The 17,188-nt window shown below is 71.4% G+C and carries 17 protein-coding genes; 3 read left to right on the top strand and 14 right to left on the bottom strand.

Going from position 1 to position 17,188, the window contains the following annotated elements; all coding sequences use genetic code 11:
- Window positions 1-111 precede the first annotated feature (111 nt).
- Complete coding sequence (locus GNZ18_RS10175) at window positions 112-1,047, top strand: LysR family transcriptional regulator (RefSeq protein ID WP_156215985.1); 936 nt, start codon at window positions 112-114, stop codon at window positions 1,045-1,047.
- Here GNZ18_RS10175 and GNZ18_RS10170 read toward each other — a convergent pair.
- The 14 genes from GNZ18_RS10170 to GNZ18_RS10105 all read right to left on the bottom strand — a co-directional run bounded on the left by GNZ18_RS10170 (window position 1,037) and on the right by GNZ18_RS10105 (window position 13,922).
- The gene (locus tag GNZ18_RS10170; protein WP_312874412.1) at window positions 1,037-2,554 is read right to left on the bottom strand and encodes a M28 family peptidase; all 1,518 of its coding nucleotides are present in this window, start codon (window positions 2,552-2,554) and stop codon (window positions 1,037-1,039) included. The genes GNZ18_RS10175 and GNZ18_RS10170 overlap by 11 nt on opposite strands.
- Before the next feature lie 123 nt (window positions 2,555-2,677).
- Complete coding sequence (locus tag GNZ18_RS10165) at window positions 2,678-3,145, bottom strand: DUF2550 domain-containing protein (protein WP_156215984.1); 468 nt, start codon at window positions 3,143-3,145, stop codon at window positions 2,678-2,680.
- Between the two features lie 24 nt (window positions 3,146-3,169).
- Complete coding sequence (locus GNZ18_RS10160; RefSeq protein WP_214617241.1) at window positions 3,170-3,550, bottom strand: F0F1 ATP synthase subunit epsilon; 381 nt, start codon at window positions 3,548-3,550, stop codon at window positions 3,170-3,172.
- An 87-nt stretch (window positions 3,551-3,637) separates the two neighbouring features.
- Complete coding sequence (gene atpD, locus GNZ18_RS10155; RefSeq protein ID WP_156215983.1) at window positions 3,638-5,068, bottom strand: F0F1 ATP synthase subunit beta; 1,431 nt, start codon at window positions 5,066-5,068, stop codon at window positions 3,638-3,640.
- Window position 5,069: 1 nt separating this feature from the next.
- A complete protein-coding gene (locus tag GNZ18_RS10150; protein WP_156215982.1) occupies window positions 5,070-5,966 on the bottom strand; it encodes a F0F1 ATP synthase subunit gamma in 897 nt (298 codons plus the stop codon).
- A 6-nt stretch (window positions 5,967-5,972) separates the two neighbouring features.
- Window positions 5,973-7,610 carry a F0F1 ATP synthase subunit alpha gene (gene atpA, locus GNZ18_RS10145; RefSeq protein WP_156215981.1) on the bottom strand — a complete coding sequence of 546 codons (1,638 nt, stop codon included), beginning with the start codon at window positions 7,608-7,610 and terminating at the stop codon, window positions 5,973-5,975.
- Window positions 7,611-7,649: 39 nt separating this feature from the next.
- Complete coding sequence (locus GNZ18_RS10140; RefSeq protein ID WP_156215980.1) at window positions 7,650-8,522, bottom strand: F0F1 ATP synthase subunit delta; 873 nt, start codon at window positions 8,520-8,522, stop codon at window positions 7,650-7,652.
- A complete protein-coding gene (locus tag GNZ18_RS10135) occupies window positions 8,519-9,076 on the bottom strand; it encodes a F0F1 ATP synthase subunit B (protein WP_156215979.1) in 558 nt (185 codons plus the stop codon). The genes GNZ18_RS10140 and GNZ18_RS10135 overlap by 4 nt, the downstream gene beginning before the upstream one ends.
- Window positions 9,077-9,110: 34 nt before the next feature.
- Window positions 9,111-9,344, bottom strand: a complete 234-nt coding sequence (gene atpE, locus GNZ18_RS10130; protein ID WP_156215978.1) for an ATP synthase F0 subunit C — start codon at window positions 9,342-9,344, stop codon at window positions 9,111-9,113.
- Window positions 9,345-9,446: 102 nt separating this feature from the next.
- Entirely contained in the window at window positions 9,447-10,241 is a 795-nt protein-coding gene (atpB, locus tag GNZ18_RS10125; RefSeq protein ID WP_214617242.1) for a F0F1 ATP synthase subunit A, read from the bottom strand.
- Between the two features lie 61 nt (window positions 10,242-10,302).
- Window positions 10,303-10,527 (bottom strand): AtpZ/AtpI family protein, encoded by a 225-nt coding sequence (locus tag GNZ18_RS10120; protein WP_156215977.1) that lies wholly within the window; start codon window positions 10,525-10,527, stop codon window positions 10,303-10,305.
- Between the two features lie 108 nt (window positions 10,528-10,635).
- Window positions 10,636-11,055: a Cg1360 family ATP-synthase-associated protein gene (locus GNZ18_RS10115; RefSeq protein WP_156215976.1), complete on the bottom strand. Its 420-nt coding sequence runs from the start codon at window positions 11,053-11,055 to the stop codon at window positions 10,636-10,638.
- 442 nt (window positions 11,056-11,497) lie between these two features.
- Window positions 11,498-12,673, bottom strand: a complete 1,176-nt coding sequence (locus GNZ18_RS10110; protein ID WP_214617244.1) for a glycosyltransferase family 4 protein — start codon at window positions 12,671-12,673, stop codon at window positions 11,498-11,500.
- A 97-nt stretch (window positions 12,674-12,770) separates the two neighbouring features.
- Window positions 12,771-13,922, bottom strand: coding sequence for a DUF2207 domain-containing protein (locus tag GNZ18_RS10105; RefSeq protein WP_173390717.1), 1,152 nt, complete (start codon window positions 13,920-13,922; stop codon window positions 12,771-12,773).
- Between the two features lie 129 nt (window positions 13,923-14,051).
- On the opposite strand from GNZ18_RS10105, the gene GNZ18_RS10100 reads away from it, so the two are divergent.
- Window positions 14,052-16,028: a sensor histidine kinase gene (locus GNZ18_RS10100; protein WP_156215973.1), complete on the top strand. Its 1,977-nt coding sequence runs from the start codon at window positions 14,052-14,054 to the stop codon at window positions 16,026-16,028.
- Between the two features lie 199 nt (window positions 16,029-16,227).
- Entirely contained in the window at window positions 16,228-16,677 is a 450-nt protein-coding gene (locus tag GNZ18_RS10095) for a hypothetical protein (RefSeq protein WP_156215972.1), read from the top strand.
- Window positions 16,678-17,188 lie beyond the last annotated feature (511 nt).

Raw genomic sequence — 17,188 nt, 5'->3', positions numbered from 1 at the left:
CCTCCAGCGGTTGTAGCCTTCGTCGGCGACCGCATCCCATCGCCGTTCAAGGCAGGGTGTCCAACAACCGACACGTCAGCCAGAACAACCCGAGGTTGTAGGAGGAGCTGGATGGACCTGGATCTCGGCGCGGTGCGCGCCTTCGTCGCGGTGGCCGCCGACCGCTCGTTCAGCGCCGCCGCCGACCGGCTCGGCCTCAGCCAGCAGGCGGTGTCCAAGCGCGTCGCCAGGCTGGAGGCCCACCTCGGCACGCCACTGCTGGCCAGGACGCGCGGCGGCGCCGAGCCGACGGCGGAGGGGCGCGCGTTCCTCGTCCCGGCCCGCGCGCTGCTCGTGCTCGCCGACCAGGCGGTGGAGCGGGCGCGGGGCGGCCCGCGCCCGCTGCGGGTGGACGTGCTCGGCACCCGCCTCGTCTCGACCGCGCTGATCCGCGGGTTCCACGAGGCGCGGCCGGACGTGGAGATCGAGATCCTCACCTCCGACGGGCTCGCCACCGCGGGCCCCGCGCTGCTCGCGGGCGCGCTCGACGCCTTCCTCGGCCGCGCCACCGCCGCCCTGGACGAGGGCATCGCGCGCGTCCCCGCCCACCTGGAACCCCTGCACGTCCTCGTCGGACGCGGCCACCGGCTCGCGGGCCGCGCGCACGTCCGGGCGGCCGAACTCGCGGGCACGACGGCGTGGATGCCCGGCAACGCCCGGGAGAGCGAGTGGGTCGAGTTCTACCGCTACCTCAGCGCCGACCTCGGCATCGGCACCGACCCGTCCGGCCCCAACTTCGGGCTGGAGCACTACGTGGAGCGGATCGCCGCGTCCGCGACGCTCTACGGCATCGTCGGCAAGGACATCCGCCTGCCGCCGCACCCGGACGTCCGGGTGCTCCCGGTCGTCGAGCCGGCACCGGTGTTCCCGTGGTCGCTGATGTGGCACGCGCCGAACGGGCATCCGGCGCTGCCGCCGCTCATCGCCCATGTCACGGCGGGGCACCGGCCGTTCGACCCGTCCGGCGAGTGGCTCCCGCCGCCCGACCGCGCCGCGTTCAGCGGGTGAGCCGGTCGCCCTGGTAGGACGGCGCCGGCGCGGGCGCGTCCAGGCGCCGCGCGTGCCCGTTGACGGCCACGGTGCTCTCGGCCAGGTGCTGGGTGACGGCGGCGATCGCGTCGGTGTTGGTGTCCAGCAGCCTCATGTCGACGTTCTTCAGCCGGTCGCACCTGGCGTGGTAGCAGGGGTCGTACACCTTCCCCGACCGGCCGCCGAACACCTTCGCCTCACCGGCCGACTTCACGCCGTTCGCCCCGGTGTCGATGCCGCCGGACGGGATGCCGTGCTCGATGAACGGGCCGTAGTCCGAGCGTCCGGTGAACGGGCTCTGCGTGGTCGGCAGCCCGCGCCCGGCGAAGTGCCACCGGAACATCTTCTCGATCGCGCCCGACCCGGCGGGCGCCTTCACCCCGGCCCGCGCGGAGTGGTCGCCGTCGTACACGCCGCGGACGCCGTTCACCGAGCCGAGCATGTCGAAGTTGAGGTTCAGCGCGATCGCCGAACGGGCGGCCGGGCTCAGCGCGTCCACGTAGTGCGTGGACCCGCGCAGGCCCTCCTCCTCGGCCCCCCACCAGGCGAAGCGCACCCGGTTGCGCAGCCCCTTCGCGCCGAGCGCGGAGATCTTCTCGGCGATCGCCAGCAGCGCCGACGACCCGGTCGCGTTGTCGTTGATCCCCGGGCCCTCGCGGACGCTGTCCAGATGCGCGCCGAGCAGCACGACGTTGCCGGGCCGCCCCCGCCGCGTCTCGGCGATGACGTTGGAGGTGGTCCTCCTGCCCTGCGCGACGTCGGTCCTCACCCGGAGCCGCAGCCCGCCCCCGGACGCCCGGGACGCCTTGGCCAGGCTCGTCCCCAGCCTGTGCGTGACGCCGAGCACCGGGAGGGCCTGCGCCCGCTCCGCGGTGCCGTTGATCGGCCCCTTCTCCGCCGCCGTGTTGAAGATCAGCACGGCGGCCGCCCCGGCCTCCCGCGCCCGCTCCGCCTTCGCCTCGAACGTGCACCCGCCGCGCTGGACGAGCGCGACCGCGCCCTGCGTGAAGCCCTTGTAGTCCGCGCCCTCGCATCCGCTCGTGCCCGCACCCGAGGACGGGAGGTCCACCGCCGTCACGGCCCCGGTGGTGTCGCCCGAACCCGAGTACCGCATGATGAGGAAGTCGTGCCCGCGCTTGTAGGAAGCCTTGTGCGGCGCGGTCTGCGAGAGCACCGCCCCCGACTTCTCGTTCCAGTAGGGGAACGTGAACCTCTGGACGACCGGCGTCAGCCCCGCCGCCCTCAGCCGCCCCGTCACGTACTTCACCGAGACGTCGTACCCCGGGCGCCCCGCCGCGCGGTTCCCGCCGTTGTAGTCGGCGATCTCCTGGAACGCCGCCAGATGCCGCCGGACGTCCTTGAGCGTGACCAGCTTCGCCAGATCCGGCTTCGCGGGCGCGGCGCCCGCCGGAGGGCCGGACATCATGGCGGCCGACAGGGCCAGCGCGGCGGACGACCCGGCGACGCCGATGAGGAGCTTGCGCACGTGCACTCCTGCGAAACGGGAAAGGGAGCGGACCGTCGCGATCCTGCTCCCACGCCCCCGTTCGCCCGGCCGGACACGAGCACGGCAGGCGAAACCATGACCCGCCCGTTGCCCAATCCTGAATCAGGGCTGGTCGGGAGGATGGAGATCGACCGGAAAGCCGGGCGGCGCCGCCTCCAGCCACGCCAGGAAACCCGTCAGCGCCGAGGCGCCCATCGCCAACTCGACGGTCAGGTCGCCGTCGCGCACCTCGATGACGCTCACGTCCGGCAGCAGGCCGTCGGCCTCGCCCGGCTCGGGGCGGCGGCGGTTGGACACGACGAGGCCCCGGCGGTGGATCACCTGCCGGGGCCTGCGGCGGAAGCCGAACACCCGATGCCAGTGCAGGACGTCGCCCTTGTAGCGGCCGATGCCGAGCCGCCACGGGCCGGGCTCGGCTCCGGCGGGCAGCACCCGCAGGCTGCACTCGACCGCGCCGCCGCCGCGGACGAACAACCACCGGCGGACGGTCATCGCGACGAACACGAGCGCCGCCGCCACGATGACGGCGGCGAGCACCCCGCCCGCATCAAGTGCCAGGTGCCCGCCCAAGTCCCCCTACCGTCCGCTCGGAAACTACGCCTCGATGCCCGCGGCGCGCAGCCGCGCGCGGGCCCGCCGCTCCGCCGTCGCGTCGTCGCCGCCGAGCGCCTCCTCCAGCTCCCGGCGCGCCTCCGACACGTCGACCTCGTCGCTCAGCTCGGCCTGCTCGGCCAGCACCGACACCTCGTCCGCCGCGACGGAGAAGAAGCCGCTGCCGACCATCGCGGTGATCGGCTCGCCGCCGTCGGCGGGCTCGATCTTCACCACGCTGCCGTCGAGGAGGACGCCCAGCACCGGGGCGTGGCCCGGCAGGATGCCGAGCGAGCCCTCGACGGTCTGCGCGACCACCATCTTGGCCTCGCCGGACCAGATCTCGCGCTCCGGCGACACCAGCCCGACCTTCAGGGTTGCCACTGTCTCTCCTCCGAATACTGGAGCGGTTCCGGCGCGCCCGGACCCCGTGCCGCCGATGCGACGGGAGCCCGGACGCGCCGGAGCGGACTACTTCTCCAGCTCCTTGGCCTTCTTCTCGACGTCCTCGATGCCGCCGCACATGAAGAACGCCTGCTCGGGCAGGTGGTCGTACTTGCCCTCGGCGAGCGCCTTGAAGGAGGCGACCGTCTCGTCCTTGGAGACCGTCACACCGGGCTGGCCGGTGAACTGCTCGGCCACGTACATCGGGTGCGACAGGAAGCGCTCGATGCGCCGCGCCCGCTGGACGGTGACCTTGTCCTCCTCCGACAGCTCGTCGATACCGAGGATCGCGATGATGTCCTGCAGCTCCTTGTACTTCTGCAGGATCCGCTTGACCTCCTGCGCGACCTCGTAGTGCTCGGTCCCGAGGATCTGCGGGTCCATGATCCGCGAGGTCGAGTCGAGCGGGTCGACCGCCGGGAAGATGCCCTTCTCGGAGATGCTCCGCGCGAGCGTCGTCGTCGCGTCCAGGTGGGCGAACGTGGTGTGCGGCGCCGGGTCGGTGATGTCGTCGGCGGGCACGTAGATCGCCTGCATCGAGGTGATCGAGTGACCGCGCGTCGAGGTGATCCGCTCCTGGAGCACGCCCATCTCGTCCGCCAGCGTCGGCTGGTAGCCCACCGCCGACGGCATGCGGCCGAGCAGCGTCGACACCTCCGAACCCGCCTGGGTGAACCGGAAGATGTTGTCGATGAACAGCAGCACGTCCTGGTTCTGGACGTCGCGGAAGTACTCCGCCATCGTCAGCCCGGCGAGCGCGACCCGCAGGCGGGTGCCCGGCGGCTCGTCCATCTGGCCGAACACGAGCGCGGTGTCCTTGAGGACGTCCGCCTCGTCCATCTCCACCCAGAGGTCGTTGCCCTCACGGGTGCGCTCGCCCACACCGGCGAACACCGAGGTGCCGCCGAAGTTGCGGGCGACACGGCGGATCATCTCCTGGATGAGGACGGTCTTGCCCACACCCGCGCCGCCGAACAGGCCGATCTTGCCGCCCTTGACGTAGGGGGCCAGCAGGTCGATGACCTTGATGCCGGTCTCCAGCATCTCGGTCTTGGACTCCAGCTGGTCGAACGGCGGGGCGCCGCGGTGGATGCCCCAGCGCTCGTTGACCTCCAGCGACGCGGTCGGGACGTCCAGCGCCTCACCGAGGGCGTTCCACACGTGCCCCTTGGTGATGTCGCCGACCGGCACCGAGATGGACCGGCCGGTGTCGGTGACCGCCGCGCCGCGGATCAGGCCGTCGGTCGGCTGCATCGAGATCGCGCGGACCATGTTGTCGCCCAGGTGCTGGGCGACCTCGAAGGTCAGGGTCTTCTCGTCGCCGCCGAGCGTCACCTGGACGTGCAGCGCGTTGTAGATGTCCGGGATGGCGTCGGCGGGGAACTCCACGTCGACGACCGGGCCGATGACACGGGCGACGCGCCCGGTCGCGGTCGCCTCCTCGATCTGAGCAGTCATTTCACTCCCCGCCAGACTCGGCGAGCGCGTCAGCGCCACCGACGATCTCGCTGATTTCCTGGGTGATCGCGGCCTGCCGCGCCTGGTTCATCTGGCGCGTGTAGACCCCGAGCAGTTCGTTGGCATTGTCGGTCGCCGACTTCATCGCCCGCCGGACCGACGCCTGGAACGACGCGGCCGACTGGAGCAGCATGTGGTAGATGCGGCTCTCGACGTAGTTGGGCAGCAGCAGGTCGAGCGCCGCCTGCGCGGACGGCTCGAACTCATACGCCGGCGCGACCTTCCCGGTCTCGCCCTCGGTGATCTCCAGCGGCATGAGCCGCCGGACCTGGACGGACTGCGTCAGCATCGAGACGAACTCGGTGTAGACCACGTGGATCTCACCGACCCCGCCCTCGGCGTCGGTCTTCAGGAAGTCCTCGGTGAGGCGCTGCCCGATCCGCTCGGCGCTGGCGAACGTCGGCCGGTCGCTGAACCCGTGCCAGGTCTCGGCCACCTCCCGGCCCCGGAACCGGTACCAGGTGATGCCCTTGTTCCCGACGACGTAGGGGACGGGCTCGCGGCCCGCCTCCCGCAGCGACCTGATCAGCGCCTCCGCCTCACGGATCACGTTGGCGTTGTAGGCGCCGCAGAAGCCGCGGTCGCTCGTGACGATCAGCACCGCGCTGCGGTTGTCGGTCGGCTGCTCGTGCAGCAGCGGATGGTCGACGCCGACATGATGGCTCACCAGCGCCGACAGGGCCTGCGTGATCTGGTCGGCGTACGGCTTGGAGGCCGCCACCGCCTGCTGGGCCTTGACGATCCGCGAGGTGGCGATCATCTCCTGGGCGCGCGTGATCTTGGCGGTCGACTTGACCGTCTTGATCTGCTGCCGGAGTTGGCGTAGCTGAGCGGGCATCGTCGATCAGCTCTTCTTGGCGCGGGTGATCGTCTCCTGCTGGACGGCCTCGTCGTCGATCGCCTCGGCGGCCTCCTCCGCGCCCAGCAGGTCGCCCTCGCTGGTCTGGAAGCCCTTCTTGAACTCCGTGATGGCGTTCTTGAGGCTGGTGAGGCCGTCGTCGGAGAGCTGCCCCGTCTCGCGGATGGAGGTCAGCAGGCCGCCCTCCTCGCGCTCGACGTGGTCGAGGAACTCGCGCTCGAAGCGGCGGATGTCGGCGACGGGCACGTCGTCCAGCGCGCCGGAGGTGCCGGCCCACACCGACACGACCTCCTGCTCGACCGGGAACGGGCTGCCCTGCGGCTGCTTGAGCAGCTCCACGAGGCGGGCGCCGCGGTCGAGCTGGGCGCGGGACGCCGCGTCCAGGTCGGAGGCGAAGGCGGCGAACGCCTCCAGGTCGCGGAACTGCGACAGCGCCAGGCGCAGCGTGCCGGCGACCTTGCGCATCGCCTTGATCTGCGCCGAGCCGCCGACCCGGGACACCGAGATACCGACGTTGATCGCCGGCCGGACGCCCTGGTTGAACAGGTCGGTCTCCAGGAAGCACTGCCCGTCGGTGATCGAGATGACGTTCGTCGGGATGTAGGCCGACACGTCGTTGCCCTTGGTCTCGATGATGGGCAGACCCGTCATCGAGCCGGCGCCGAGGTCGTCCGACAGCTTCGCGCAGCGCTCCAGCAGCCGCGAGTGCAGGTAGAAGACGTCGCCCGGGTAGGCCTCGCGGCCCGGCGGGCGGCGCAGCAGCAGCGACACCGCGCGGTAGGCCTCGGCCTGCTTCGACAGGTCGTCGAAGACGATCAGGACGTGCTTGCCCTGGTACATCCAGTGCTGGCCGATCGCCGACCCGGTGTAGGGGGCGATGTACTTGTAGCCCGCCGGCTCGGACGCGGGGGCCGCCACGATCGTGGTGTACTCCAGCGCGCCGGCCTCCTCCAGGGAGCGGCGGACGTTGGCGATCGTCGAGCCCTTCTGGCCCACCGCGACGTAGATGCAGCGGACCTGCTTGCTCTCGTCGCCCGACTCCCACGCCTCGCGCTGGTTGATGATGGTGTCCACGGCGACGGTCGTCTTGCCCGTCTGCCGGTCACCGATGATCAGCTGGCGCTGGCCGCGGCCGATCGGGGTCATCGCGTCGATCGCCTTGATGCCGGTCTGCAGCGGCTCGCTGACCGACTGGCGCTGCACGACGGTGGGCGCCTGCAGTTCGAGCGCGCGGCGCTCGGTGCTCTCGATCGGGCCCTTGCCGTCCAGTGGGTTGCCCAGCGAGTCCACGACTCGGCCGAGGAAGCCGTCGCCGACCGGGACCGAGAGGACCTCGCCGGTCCGGCGGACCTTCTGGCCCTCCTCGATCTTGCTGAAGTCACCCAGGACAACGGCGCCGATCTCACGTACGTCCAGGTTCAGAGCCAGGCCACGCGTACCGTCCTCGAACTCGAGGATCTCGTTCGCCATCGCGGAGGGCAGCCCCTCGACGTGGGCGATACCGTCGCCGGAATCGACAACGGTGCCGACCTCTTCGCGCGCGGCGGCCTCAGGCTCGTACGACTGGACGAAGCGCTCCAGCGCGTTCCGGATCTCGTCCGGACGGATCGTCAGCTCCGCCATGATTCCTCTCTTGCTCCCTTGGGGTCAGCCCGGCCGGCGTCAGCCGGTGCCGAGCCGCCGGCGGACATCGTCCAGCCGTCCGGCGATCGTGCCGTCGATGATCTCGTCCCCGATCTCGATCGACAGGCCGCCGATCGCCGTGGGGTCGAGCTCGATGTTCAGGTGTACGTCGTGGCCGTAGGCGGCGGCGAGCACCGCGGCCAGCCGGGCGCGCTGCTCCTCCGACAGCTCGGCCGGGGTGCGGACGAGCGCCACCAGCCGCTGCCGGCGCTGGGCGACGATCTTGCCGTACTCGGCCAGCCCGCCTTCCAGGCTACGTCCTCGCGGGCGCAGCACCAGCTCGGTGATCAGCGTCAGCGCGGACGGCGTGACCTTGCCCTCCAGCAGCGCCTGCACCAGGCCCAGCTTGCGCTCGTCCGGCAGACCGGGCGCGGCGAGCGCGCCGCGCAGCGCGATCTCGCTCTCGATGACCCGGGAGAACCGGAACAGCTCGTCCTCCAGGTCGTCGATGCGCCCCTCCGCCTCGGCGCGGGCGGCCTCGGCGGTGACCGCGAGGGTCTCCACCGCGTCCGACAGCTCCGACGGGCTCGACCAGCGCAGCCCCACGATGTCGGCGACCAGCCCGAGAGCGGCCGGCGACACCTTGCCCTCCAGCAGGATCCGCACGAGCTGCGCCTTGTCGGCGCCGTCGCGCGCCGGGTCGGAGACCGCCCGCCGCAGACCGTGCTCGCGGTCGATCAGGTGCAGCACCGCGAACAGGTCGCCGCCGAGCCCGGCGAGGTCGGAGCCGCCCGAGTCGGTCTGGGGGGACGAGCCCCCAGCCCCCCCGGCGACCGCCGAGGCGACGACCGACTCGAACCGCTCCCTGGCCTCGGCCAGCGACGCCCTGCTCACCGCTCCCGTGATGGTCATGATGTGATCTGCTCCTGCGTGCGCGCGCGCTCCTCAAGCTCTTCGAGGAACCGGTCGACCACCCGGCTCTGGCGGGCGCTGTCCTCCAGGGACTCGCCCACCACGCGGCCGGCCAGGTCGACCGACATCGCGCCGATCTCGGCCCGCAGCGACTGGAGCGCCTGCTGGCGCTCCGCCTCGATCTGGGCCTTGGCGGCGTCGATGATCCGGCGCGCCTCGGCCTGGGCCTGCTCCTTCATCTCCGCGATGATCTGAGCGCCCTGCTCCTCGGCCTTCTTGCGCAGCCGGGAGGCTTCGAGCTGACCGTCACGCTGCTGGGCCTGGTAGCTCTCCAGCGTCTGGCGAGCCTCCTCCTGGGCCTTCTCGGCCCGCAGCAGCCCGCCCTCGATCGCCTCGGTGCGCTCCTGGAGGGTCTTCTGGATGCGCGGGGTGAGGATCTTGCCGACGACGACCAGGACGACGAGGAACGCGAAGATCCCGACGACGAGCTCGTACGTGTGCGGGATGAGGGGGTTGCTTTCCTCCGCCGCGAGAACGGAAGCCGCTGTGATCATGTCTTCAGCCCTTCCTCGGGTAGGTGGCCCGCGATCAGACGCTCTGGAAGAGGAACGGCGCGACCAGGCCGATCAGGGCGAGCGCCTCGGTGAGGACGAAGCCCAGCATCATGTTGGTGCGGATCACGCCGATGAGCTCGGGCTGGCGGGCCATGGCGTTCACGCCCTGGCCGAAGATGATGCCGACGCCGATACCGGGGCCGATGGCGGCGAGGCCATACCCGATCGCGGTGACGTTGCCTTCGACGGCGGCGAGGACTCCCGTCATGGGTTCTTTCCTTTTCTGTCGGCCGGCGGAGTGTCCGCCGGTCTGGCTTGTCGAGCTGGTCGTCCGGGTCGCGCTGCCCTGGAGCGCCGCGTCCCGTGGGTCCTAGTGGTCCGCGTGCAGGCCGCTCTGGATGTACATGGCGGCGAGCATCGTGAACAGGAACGCCTGCAGGAACTGGATGAACATCTCGAACGCGGTCATCACGCAGGTCATGATCACGCCGATGATGCCGACACCGAACCCGAGGGCCGTTGGCTTCTCGAAGATGAACCAGAAGCCGACGAGGCTGAAGAACGCCAGGATCATGTGCCCGGCGAACATGTTGGCGAAGAGCCGCACCGCGTGCGTGAACGGCGCCAGGATGAAGGTCGAGAGGTACTCGATCGGCACCAGCAGGATGTAGATCGGCTTGGGCAGGCCCTTGGGGATCAGGTTCGTGAAGTACTTCACGGGGCCCTGGTTCTTGATGCCGAGGTACACCTTGAGGAAGTACACGCTGACCGCGAGCACGATCGGGAACGCGATGTGCGAGGCGATCGGGAACTGGATGACCGGGACGACCGAGAAGATGTTCCAGGTCCAGATCAGGAAGAACAGCGACATCAGCAGCGGCATCCACCGCTCGGTGTCCTTGCCCAGGAAGGGGCGCCCGATCTGGTCGCGGACGAAGACGTAGCCGTACTCGCCGACGTTCTGGATACCCCGGGGGACCAGCTTCGGCTTCGCGAACGCGCTCCAGCAGAAGACGCAGACGACGAGCGCGCCGACGACCGAGAAGACAAGGGGCTTGGTGAGCCACTCCGGGCCGCCGTCGAACAGCGGCGGGAAGTCGAAGAGCTCAGGGCCCGGGGCTTTGAACTCCTCCCCTCCGGAGGCGAGGACCGTCAGCGCGTTCACGCGGCGTTCCCTTCATCAATGTGGTGATGGATCACGTAGGCTTCCTCGGCGGCGAGGCCGCTCAGAGGGGATGGCGGCCGTACTTCACGTAGATCAGGTAGATGGCGAGCACGACGCCGATGATCAGGCCGATCGGGAAGAACCAGATCAGACCCGTCCACTTGGACAGCAACCAGCCGAGACCGCCCCAAATAGCCATCCCGGAGAGAAGGTAGCTGGGCGCGGACCAGGCGGCGTCGGCGAATTCCCGTTGGCCGTCCTCCGGCCGACGTTTCTGCTCGCTCATCGCGCTCCGGACGATAGCAGGCCATCCCGGCGGTGGTCATATTGGAGTAGTCCGACGGGGCCGGTGCCGGGGCCGGTACTGGAACCGGCGCGATCCGCGCTCGGTTCATCACGGGCTCCGGTCGAGCACGTTCTCGGGCTCGTCAATGTAGGGCCTCCCCCGCTGCATGGCGACGCGGAACTCGGCGGCGATCCAGGTCAGGGCGAGCCCGACGACCGTCCAGCCGAAGACGGCGGTGTCCCACGCCGAGACCCCGTCCATGGTCGTGACCAGCACCATCACCGCGAGGATCTTGACCACGTAGCTCGCCAGCGCGGCCAGCATCATGGTCTGCGAGGAGATCTTGGAGGCCCAGGCCACCGCCAGGGCGCTGATCGAGTAGAAGGCGATCACGACGACCGCCGCGAGGGCCGCCGCGAAGGCGCCCTTGGCGCCGGCGGCCAGCAGGCCGATCAGTACGGCGCCCACCCCGACACCCGCAGTCGGGATCGCGGCGCCGCGGAGGATCCGGGCGTCGGAAGGTTGCATGAGGGCTCCGGCTGGTCACGGTCAGTGTCCGTCTCTTGTTCGTGAAAGGTATCACAAGCGTCCGGAATGTCCACAATTACCCTAGAGGTAACGCGTTGAACCACCACCGGACCCGCCAGGCGGCCTCGCTCGCACCACGGACCTTAACCCAGGTCAGGAGGGAGATTCCGGCGGACGCCCCGAAGACGTCCCCCGGTGCGGGGATCGGGAGCGAACACACCGCGTGACGAACCGGGGGTGGTCTGCGTCACTACGAGGGGATTTCCGACCATTTACCCCAAGCGGCCGGTCTCACACACGGTTCGATGATGTTCGGCGAACAGTCACCCTCCGGACATTTCCCACGGGATCCGGGCCGTCCGCGGAACCGTCCCGGCCCGACCGGCCCGACCGGACTAGATGGAACGGACTAGACCGGCCAGACCGGGATAAAAGGACGGGACTAAACCGGCATCGAGGGACGATCCGCCGGACGGTCGCTGCCCCCGGCCGGGGCGCCCCGCTCCGCGGCACCGTTCCGGCGCCGGCGGCGCCACGGCGTGGCGAGCATCAGCAGCATCCCGCCGAGCGCGACCACCAGCGTGGCCAGCAGCGTGATCAGCGCCTCCTTGAACACCGCGAGCGCGATCAGGCCGGAGCCGAGCAGGCCGACCCAGAAGTACATGATCAGGACGGCGCGGCGGGTGGAGTGCCCGAGTTCCAGCAGGCGGTGGTGCAGGTGCCGCTTGTCCGGCGCGAACGGCGACCTGCCCTGGTTGGTGCGCCGCCACACCGCGAGCAGCATGTCGGTGAACGGAACGGCGGCGACCGCCGGGACCAGCAGCAGCGGCACGTAGAAGGGGAACAGCCCGCCCGCGAGCACGGCCGGGTCGAACCGTCCGGTCAGCATGATCGTGGACGCGCTGAGCAGCAGCCCGATCAGCATCGAGCCGGTGTCGCCCATGAAGATCTTGGCGGGGCTGAAGTTGTGCGGCAGGAAGCCCGCGCACATCCCGAACAGGATCGCGGCGGTGAGCGTCGCGCCGCTCAGCGTCGTCATCCCGTGGCTCTTGGACAGCAGGTAGGCGTAGATGAACAGGGCCAGCGCGGCGATCCCGACGACGCCCGCGGCCAGGCCGTCCAGGCCGTCGATGAAGTTCACCGCGTTGATCGTCGCGACCACGATGAAGACCGTGAGCGGCACCCCGTAGGCGGGGGCCAGCGTCAGCGGCTCGCCGGTGGGCAGCGGCAGCGCGTAGATCTGGATGCCCTGCATGATGAAGATCCCGCCGGCGGCGACCTGGCCCGCGAACTTGGTGAGGGCGTCGACCTCCCAGCGGTCGTCGGCCATCCCGATCAGCACGATGAGGCCGCCCGACATCAGCAGCGCCCGGCCGACGTCCACCTCGCCGTCGCCGAGGTACTTGCGCATCTCCGGCAGGCCCGAGGCGACGATCAGCGCGGCCACCATCCCGCCGAACATCGCGAGGCCGCCGAGCCGGGGGGTGGGGATGACGTGCACGTCGCGGTCGCGGGGCACGGCCTGCGCGCCGAACCACACCGCGAACCGCCGGACCGTGGGGGTCAGCAGGTAGGCGACGAGGGCGGCGACGAGGATGGTGAGCAGGTACTCCCGCACTCCCCTGCGCCCCCCTCCGCCGTGTTGGCCCGGTCCACACGTCCGTTCGCCACTGGTAGACGATCGCGCGGGGCGTTCGGTTCGCCCCGGCGACCGATCAACTGTAGTCCTCCCCGAGCGTGCCCGCCGCATGTTGGTTCATCCCGTACCGGCGGGCCCGTGCCACCGCGGCCCCGAAGATCATGAGGGCGAGCCCGGCGAGGCAGCGGTCGCCCAGCGAGAACGCCCACGGGCCGTGCTCGGCCACGTCGTCGCCGAGGTCCGCCACGACCAGCAGCACGCCGGTCGCGACGAGCGCGCGCCCCGCCCGCCGGGAGGGCACCGGGCGCCGCGCCGCCAGCGCCATCGCCCCCACGGCCAGCGCGAGCACGCCCGTCCCGGCCCACGTGCCCGTCCAGTGCGGGGGCGCGTACCGGGGCGGCGGCACCGCGATCGCCCGCTTGGGCAGCCGGACCCGGACGGTCATCCCCTCGTGCGGGCGGAGCCCGCTCTGGGTGAAGTCCACCGCGTAGGGGCCGTCGCGGTGGCGCAGGCACCGGGTGGTCAGGCCGGGGGTGCCCGCGTTGCAGGTCGCGTGCCGCAGCGGCACCGGCGCCTCCACCCGCACCGCCGCGTTCCCGATCGGGACGCCCCAGTCGTCGCCGATCGCGTCCCACACCAGCTCGTCGTGGTCGGGACGGGGGGTGAACACCCACGCCATGTCGTACTCGATCACGTACGCCTGCCGTCCGCGGACCTCGCGGTCCCGGTCGCCGACGCTGATCTGCACGTCGTGCAGCAGCTTGAGCGTCCGCGCGCGGGCGGGGGCGCCGGTCGAGGAGCTGGTCCGGACGTCGCGGACGTCGTAGAGCCGGTCCGCGTGCCGGAACGGGACGCGCCGCACGATCCCGTGCTCGCCGCCGCGCGCGAAGTCGTAGGTGATCGTCTCCCTGACCTGGAGGATCCCGTCGGTGCGGAGGGTCAGGCGGACGTCGTAGGCGGGAATGCTCTCCTGCGCGGCGGGCTCCGGCGCGGCGGGCTCCGGCGCGGCGGGCGCGGCGGCCGGCGGGTGCGCGGACGAGGCGGGCCGCGGGTGTGCGGGCGCGGCGGCTCGGGGGCGGTCGGGCGCGGGCGAGGCGCGGGCGGGCGAGGACGAGGCCGGGGCGGGAGCGGGCACGGGCGGGGGCTGGGCGCGCGCGGGCAGGCCGAGCAGGGCGAGCACCAGCGGGACCCCCGCCGCGACCACCGTCCCACGGAGACGACCACGCACGTCAGGCATCGTTTCACCGAATGGGCCGAGGGGTTGGCGTAACGGAACGACTACCCGGCCGTTCCGGCTTCACGCCCCCTCCTTGCGTGGCACGTCAACGCGGAGCAAATCACCCGTAAGGTCGTTCGCGTGGGGAAACGGGGGAAGCGGAAGGCGGAGGTCACACGGCCGCCGGGCGTGCCGAGGGGGGCGACGCCGTGGCCGGGCGTGGCCGACTTCGCCGTGCCCGCGGGGCTGGCGGTCCTCCAGCTCGGCGGGACCTGGGGGCTCGCGGAGCTGAACGACCTGCGGGTGGCCCAGGGGCGCTGGATGCTCACGATCGCCTGCGTGCTCGCCGGCTGCGTCGCGCTGATCTGGCGGCGGGCGGCGCCCGAGCCGGTGCTCGCGGCGGCGATCGCCTGCTCGGCCGGCGCCGTCCTCGCGATGGGCACCACCGACAGCCTGGTCAGCGGGCTCGCGGACAGCGTCGCCCTCTACACGCTCGCGGTCCACCGCGGCCGCGTCCGGGCGATGGCCGGCGGGGCGGTCACCGGCGCGGTGTCGGTCGCCTCGGTCGTGCCGCTCCAGCACAGCCCGGCGGAGGTCGCGCTCAACGCCATGCTGAGCGCCCTGTCCGCCGTGGTGATCACCGCGCTGGGGCAGCTCAGGGCGGAGTACAAGCGGCGGCGGCGGGCGCTCGCCGAGCAGCTCGCCGAGGCGGAGCGGGCCCGCCGGGCCGCCGCGGGTTCCGAGCGCGAGCGCCTCGCCCGCGACCTGCACGACGTCGCGGGCCACCACCTCAGCGCCGTCGTCGTGCACAGCGGCGCCGTCGCGCGGGGCGGCGATCCCGCGATGGCGCGGGAGGCGCTGTCGGCCGCCGCCGACACCGGGCGCGACGTCCTGCGGGCGCTGACCCGGCTGGTGGACGTGATGGGCCCGGACGTCCCGGACGGCGGCCTCGGCACCAGCCTCCCCCAGCTCTGCCAGGGCCTCACCCGGCTCGGCGTGCCCGTGTCGCTGGTGGTCGGGGGACGCGCGCGGAAGCTGCGTCCCGAGGTGAGCACGGCCGCGTACCGGATCGTCCAGGAGTCGCTCACCAACGCGATGCGGTACGCGCCGGGCGCACCGGTGACGGTCGAGGTCGGCTACGTCCCCGGGGCGGTCGAGTTGACGGTCGCGAACGAGGCGCCGGGCAAGGACACCACCGTCCCCTCCCTCGGCACCGGGCGCGGGATCTCCGGCATGGGCGAGCGGGCGCGGTCGCTGGAGGGCACCCTCACCGCGGGCCCGTCCGGCGGCGGCTGGACGGTGCGCGCCTCGCTGCCGACCTCGTCGGGGAAGGTGCGGCGCCGTCCGGGCTGGCCGGAGGTGCTGGACGCGACGGTCGCCGCCGGCTGCGCGACCGCGCCGCCGCTGCTGGCCTTCACCCCGCCCGAGCCGCTCCTCGGCAACGCCTCGCCCGGCCTGGCGGCGCTGATCATCGCCCTGCTCCTGCTGCGCGGCGTCCCGCTGTGGTGGCGCCGCCGCGCCCCCTACCTGGTGCTCGGCGCGCTCGCCGCCCTGGACATCGCCGCGGCGCTCACCGTGGGCGCGCACTCCCAGCAGTTCCTCGCGCTGCTGCTGATCGGCGCCCCCGCCGAGATGGTCGCGGTCTACGCGGTCGCGGGCCACGCCCGGCGCGGCCCGACCTGGCCCGCGGCGCTCGTCGGCGCCGTCCCGTGGGCGGTGACGTTCACGACGCTGATCGTCACCGACCCGGAGACGGAGCAGACGTCCGGCGTCGTCCCGTTCGGACTCGGGACCGGATGGGGTTTCGGTCTGCTCGTGCTGCTGCCGTTCTGGGCGTGGGGCAGGGCCGTCACGGGACGGGGCCGCCGCTGGGAGGCGACGGCCCGCGAGACGATGGCGGCGCGCGAGGGCGAGGCCGTCCAGGCGGAGCGGAACCGGGTGGCGCTCGGGTTGCGCGCCACCGTCCTGGACCACACCGCGCGGCTGGTGCGCTCGGCCGAGGCCGGCCTGTCGGGCACCGGCGAGGATGTGAAAGCGGCCCTGGAGGCCGTCACCGAGCTGGCCCGCGCCGCGCTGCTGGACATGCGGGCCCTGCTCGACGCCCTCGAACGCGAATGACATCCGTGTGATTCTGATCATAGTGGACCCCCGCGCGGAGGCCCTCCATGACCGTTGGACGGCCCACAGGGCGTAGCGGTTCGCCGGATCGCCGGTTTCGGCCATCCCCTCCCCGACCTAAGCTCCCGATAAAAATGATCTTGCTCGTCCTGCTAGGTTTCCCCGCTAAACCCGAGAAAAGCAGAATACGGAGGGACCAATGCGGCGAATCGCAGCCGTGGCGCTGGCCGCGGGCACCCTGATGACCGGCGTGGCCGCCATCAGCACCCCCGCCAACGCGACCGTCACCACCAAGGCCGCCGCCGCCCCCAAGTGGGTGCCGTACAACTCCTACGGCAACATCCGCGCGTGGGGCACCTACAGCCGCTCCGGTGGCAACACCTACGTGAAGGGCTACCTGGCCGACGACAAGAAGAACGGCTACACCGCCTGCGTCCGCTTCAAGTTCACCGAGGGCAGCAGGGTCTACTGGTCCCGCCACAAGATCGTCGGTGTGAGCAGCAGCGGCTCCCAGTACAACTACGACGGCCGGGCCACCGTCAGCATCTCCACCAGCTCCACCTACGGCAGCCACCTGTGGGTGCAGGAGTGCGGCCGGAGCAAGAAGACCGGCAAGTACTACTACGGCAAGGGCAAGCAGCTCTTCTGATCCCGCGCCACACCCCGCATTGAGTCACAGGGGCCCCGCCGCACCGCGGCGGGGCCCTCTCCATTCCCCCCGAATTCCGGCCGCCCCCGCGCACCCCAAGCCCAAAGAATTGATCCCCTGAAAGGGCGTCCGGAACCGGTCACCGCCCCTTCAACTCGCGCGTCAACGCGGCAAGCGCCCGCGACCGCGCAGACCGAACCGTCCCCGGCCGAATACCCATGGACCGCACGGTCAGCGCCTCACGCTGCCAGCCCAGGGACGCCGCCAACAGGGCGAGTCCGGTGTCGCCCGTACGAGGCGACAAGGCCGCGACCATGGAGCCGACCAGGGGCTACCCAAGGCACACGTGTTCCGAGGATGAAATCTCACTAGTATCTTGACTAGCAGTCATTGATTGAGTAGTTCACGCTTCCTCTGATCATGGGGCGGAATTTCATGCGCGGCTCCCACCCGGCTTCGCTCCTCCGGATCGGGCCGGCGCGGATACTTCACTGTCCGAAATTCCGCTTCG

It is taken from the genome of Actinomadura litoris (genome assembly GCF_009733595.1).
Taxonomy (GTDB): domain Bacteria; phylum Actinomycetota; class Actinomycetes; order Streptosporangiales; family Streptosporangiaceae; genus Spirillospora; species Spirillospora litoris.
The sequence above is the reverse complement of the archived record's forward strand: the minus strand, read 5'-3'. Positions and strand labels throughout refer to the sequence as shown.

What these genes read in the sequence shown, in the direction of transcription:
- GNZ18_RS10135 (WP_156215979.1), bottom strand. Translation starts at nt 9,076, where the DNA reads ATGATCACAGCGGCTTCCGTTCTCGCGGCGGAGGAAAGCAACCCCCTC.
- GNZ18_RS10120 (WP_156215977.1), bottom strand. Translation starts at nt 10,527, where the DNA reads ATGAGCGAGCAGAAACGTCGGCCGGAGGACGGCCAACGGGAATTCGCC.
- GNZ18_RS10095 (WP_156215972.1), top strand. Translation starts at nt 16,228, where the DNA reads ATGCGGCGAATCGCAGCCGTGGCGCTGGCCGCGGGCACCCTGATGACC.
- atpD (WP_156215983.1), bottom strand. Translation starts at nt 5,068, where the DNA reads ATGACTGCTCAGATCGAGGAGGCGACCGCGACCGGGCGCGTCGCCCGT.
- atpE (WP_156215978.1), bottom strand. Translation starts at nt 9,344, where the DNA reads ATGACGGGAGTCCTCGCCGCCGTCGAAGGCAACGTCACCGCGATCGGG.
- GNZ18_RS10175 (WP_156215985.1), top strand. Translation starts at nt 112, where the DNA reads ATGGACCTGGATCTCGGCGCGGTGCGCGCCTTCGTCGCGGTGGCCGCC.
- GNZ18_RS10140 (WP_156215980.1), bottom strand. Translation starts at nt 8,522, where the DNA reads ATGACCATCACGGGAGCGGTGAGCAGGGCGTCGCTGGCCGAGGCCAGG.
- GNZ18_RS10150 (WP_156215982.1), bottom strand. Translation starts at nt 5,966, where the DNA reads ATGCCCGCTCAGCTACGCCAACTCCGGCAGCAGATCAAGACGGTCAAG.
- GNZ18_RS10115 (WP_156215976.1), bottom strand. Translation starts at nt 11,055, where the DNA reads ATGCAACCTTCCGACGCCCGGATCCTCCGCGGCGCCGCGATCCCGACT.
- atpA (WP_156215981.1), bottom strand. Translation starts at nt 7,610, where the DNA reads ATGGCGGAGCTGACGATCCGTCCGGACGAGATCCGGAACGCGCTGGAG.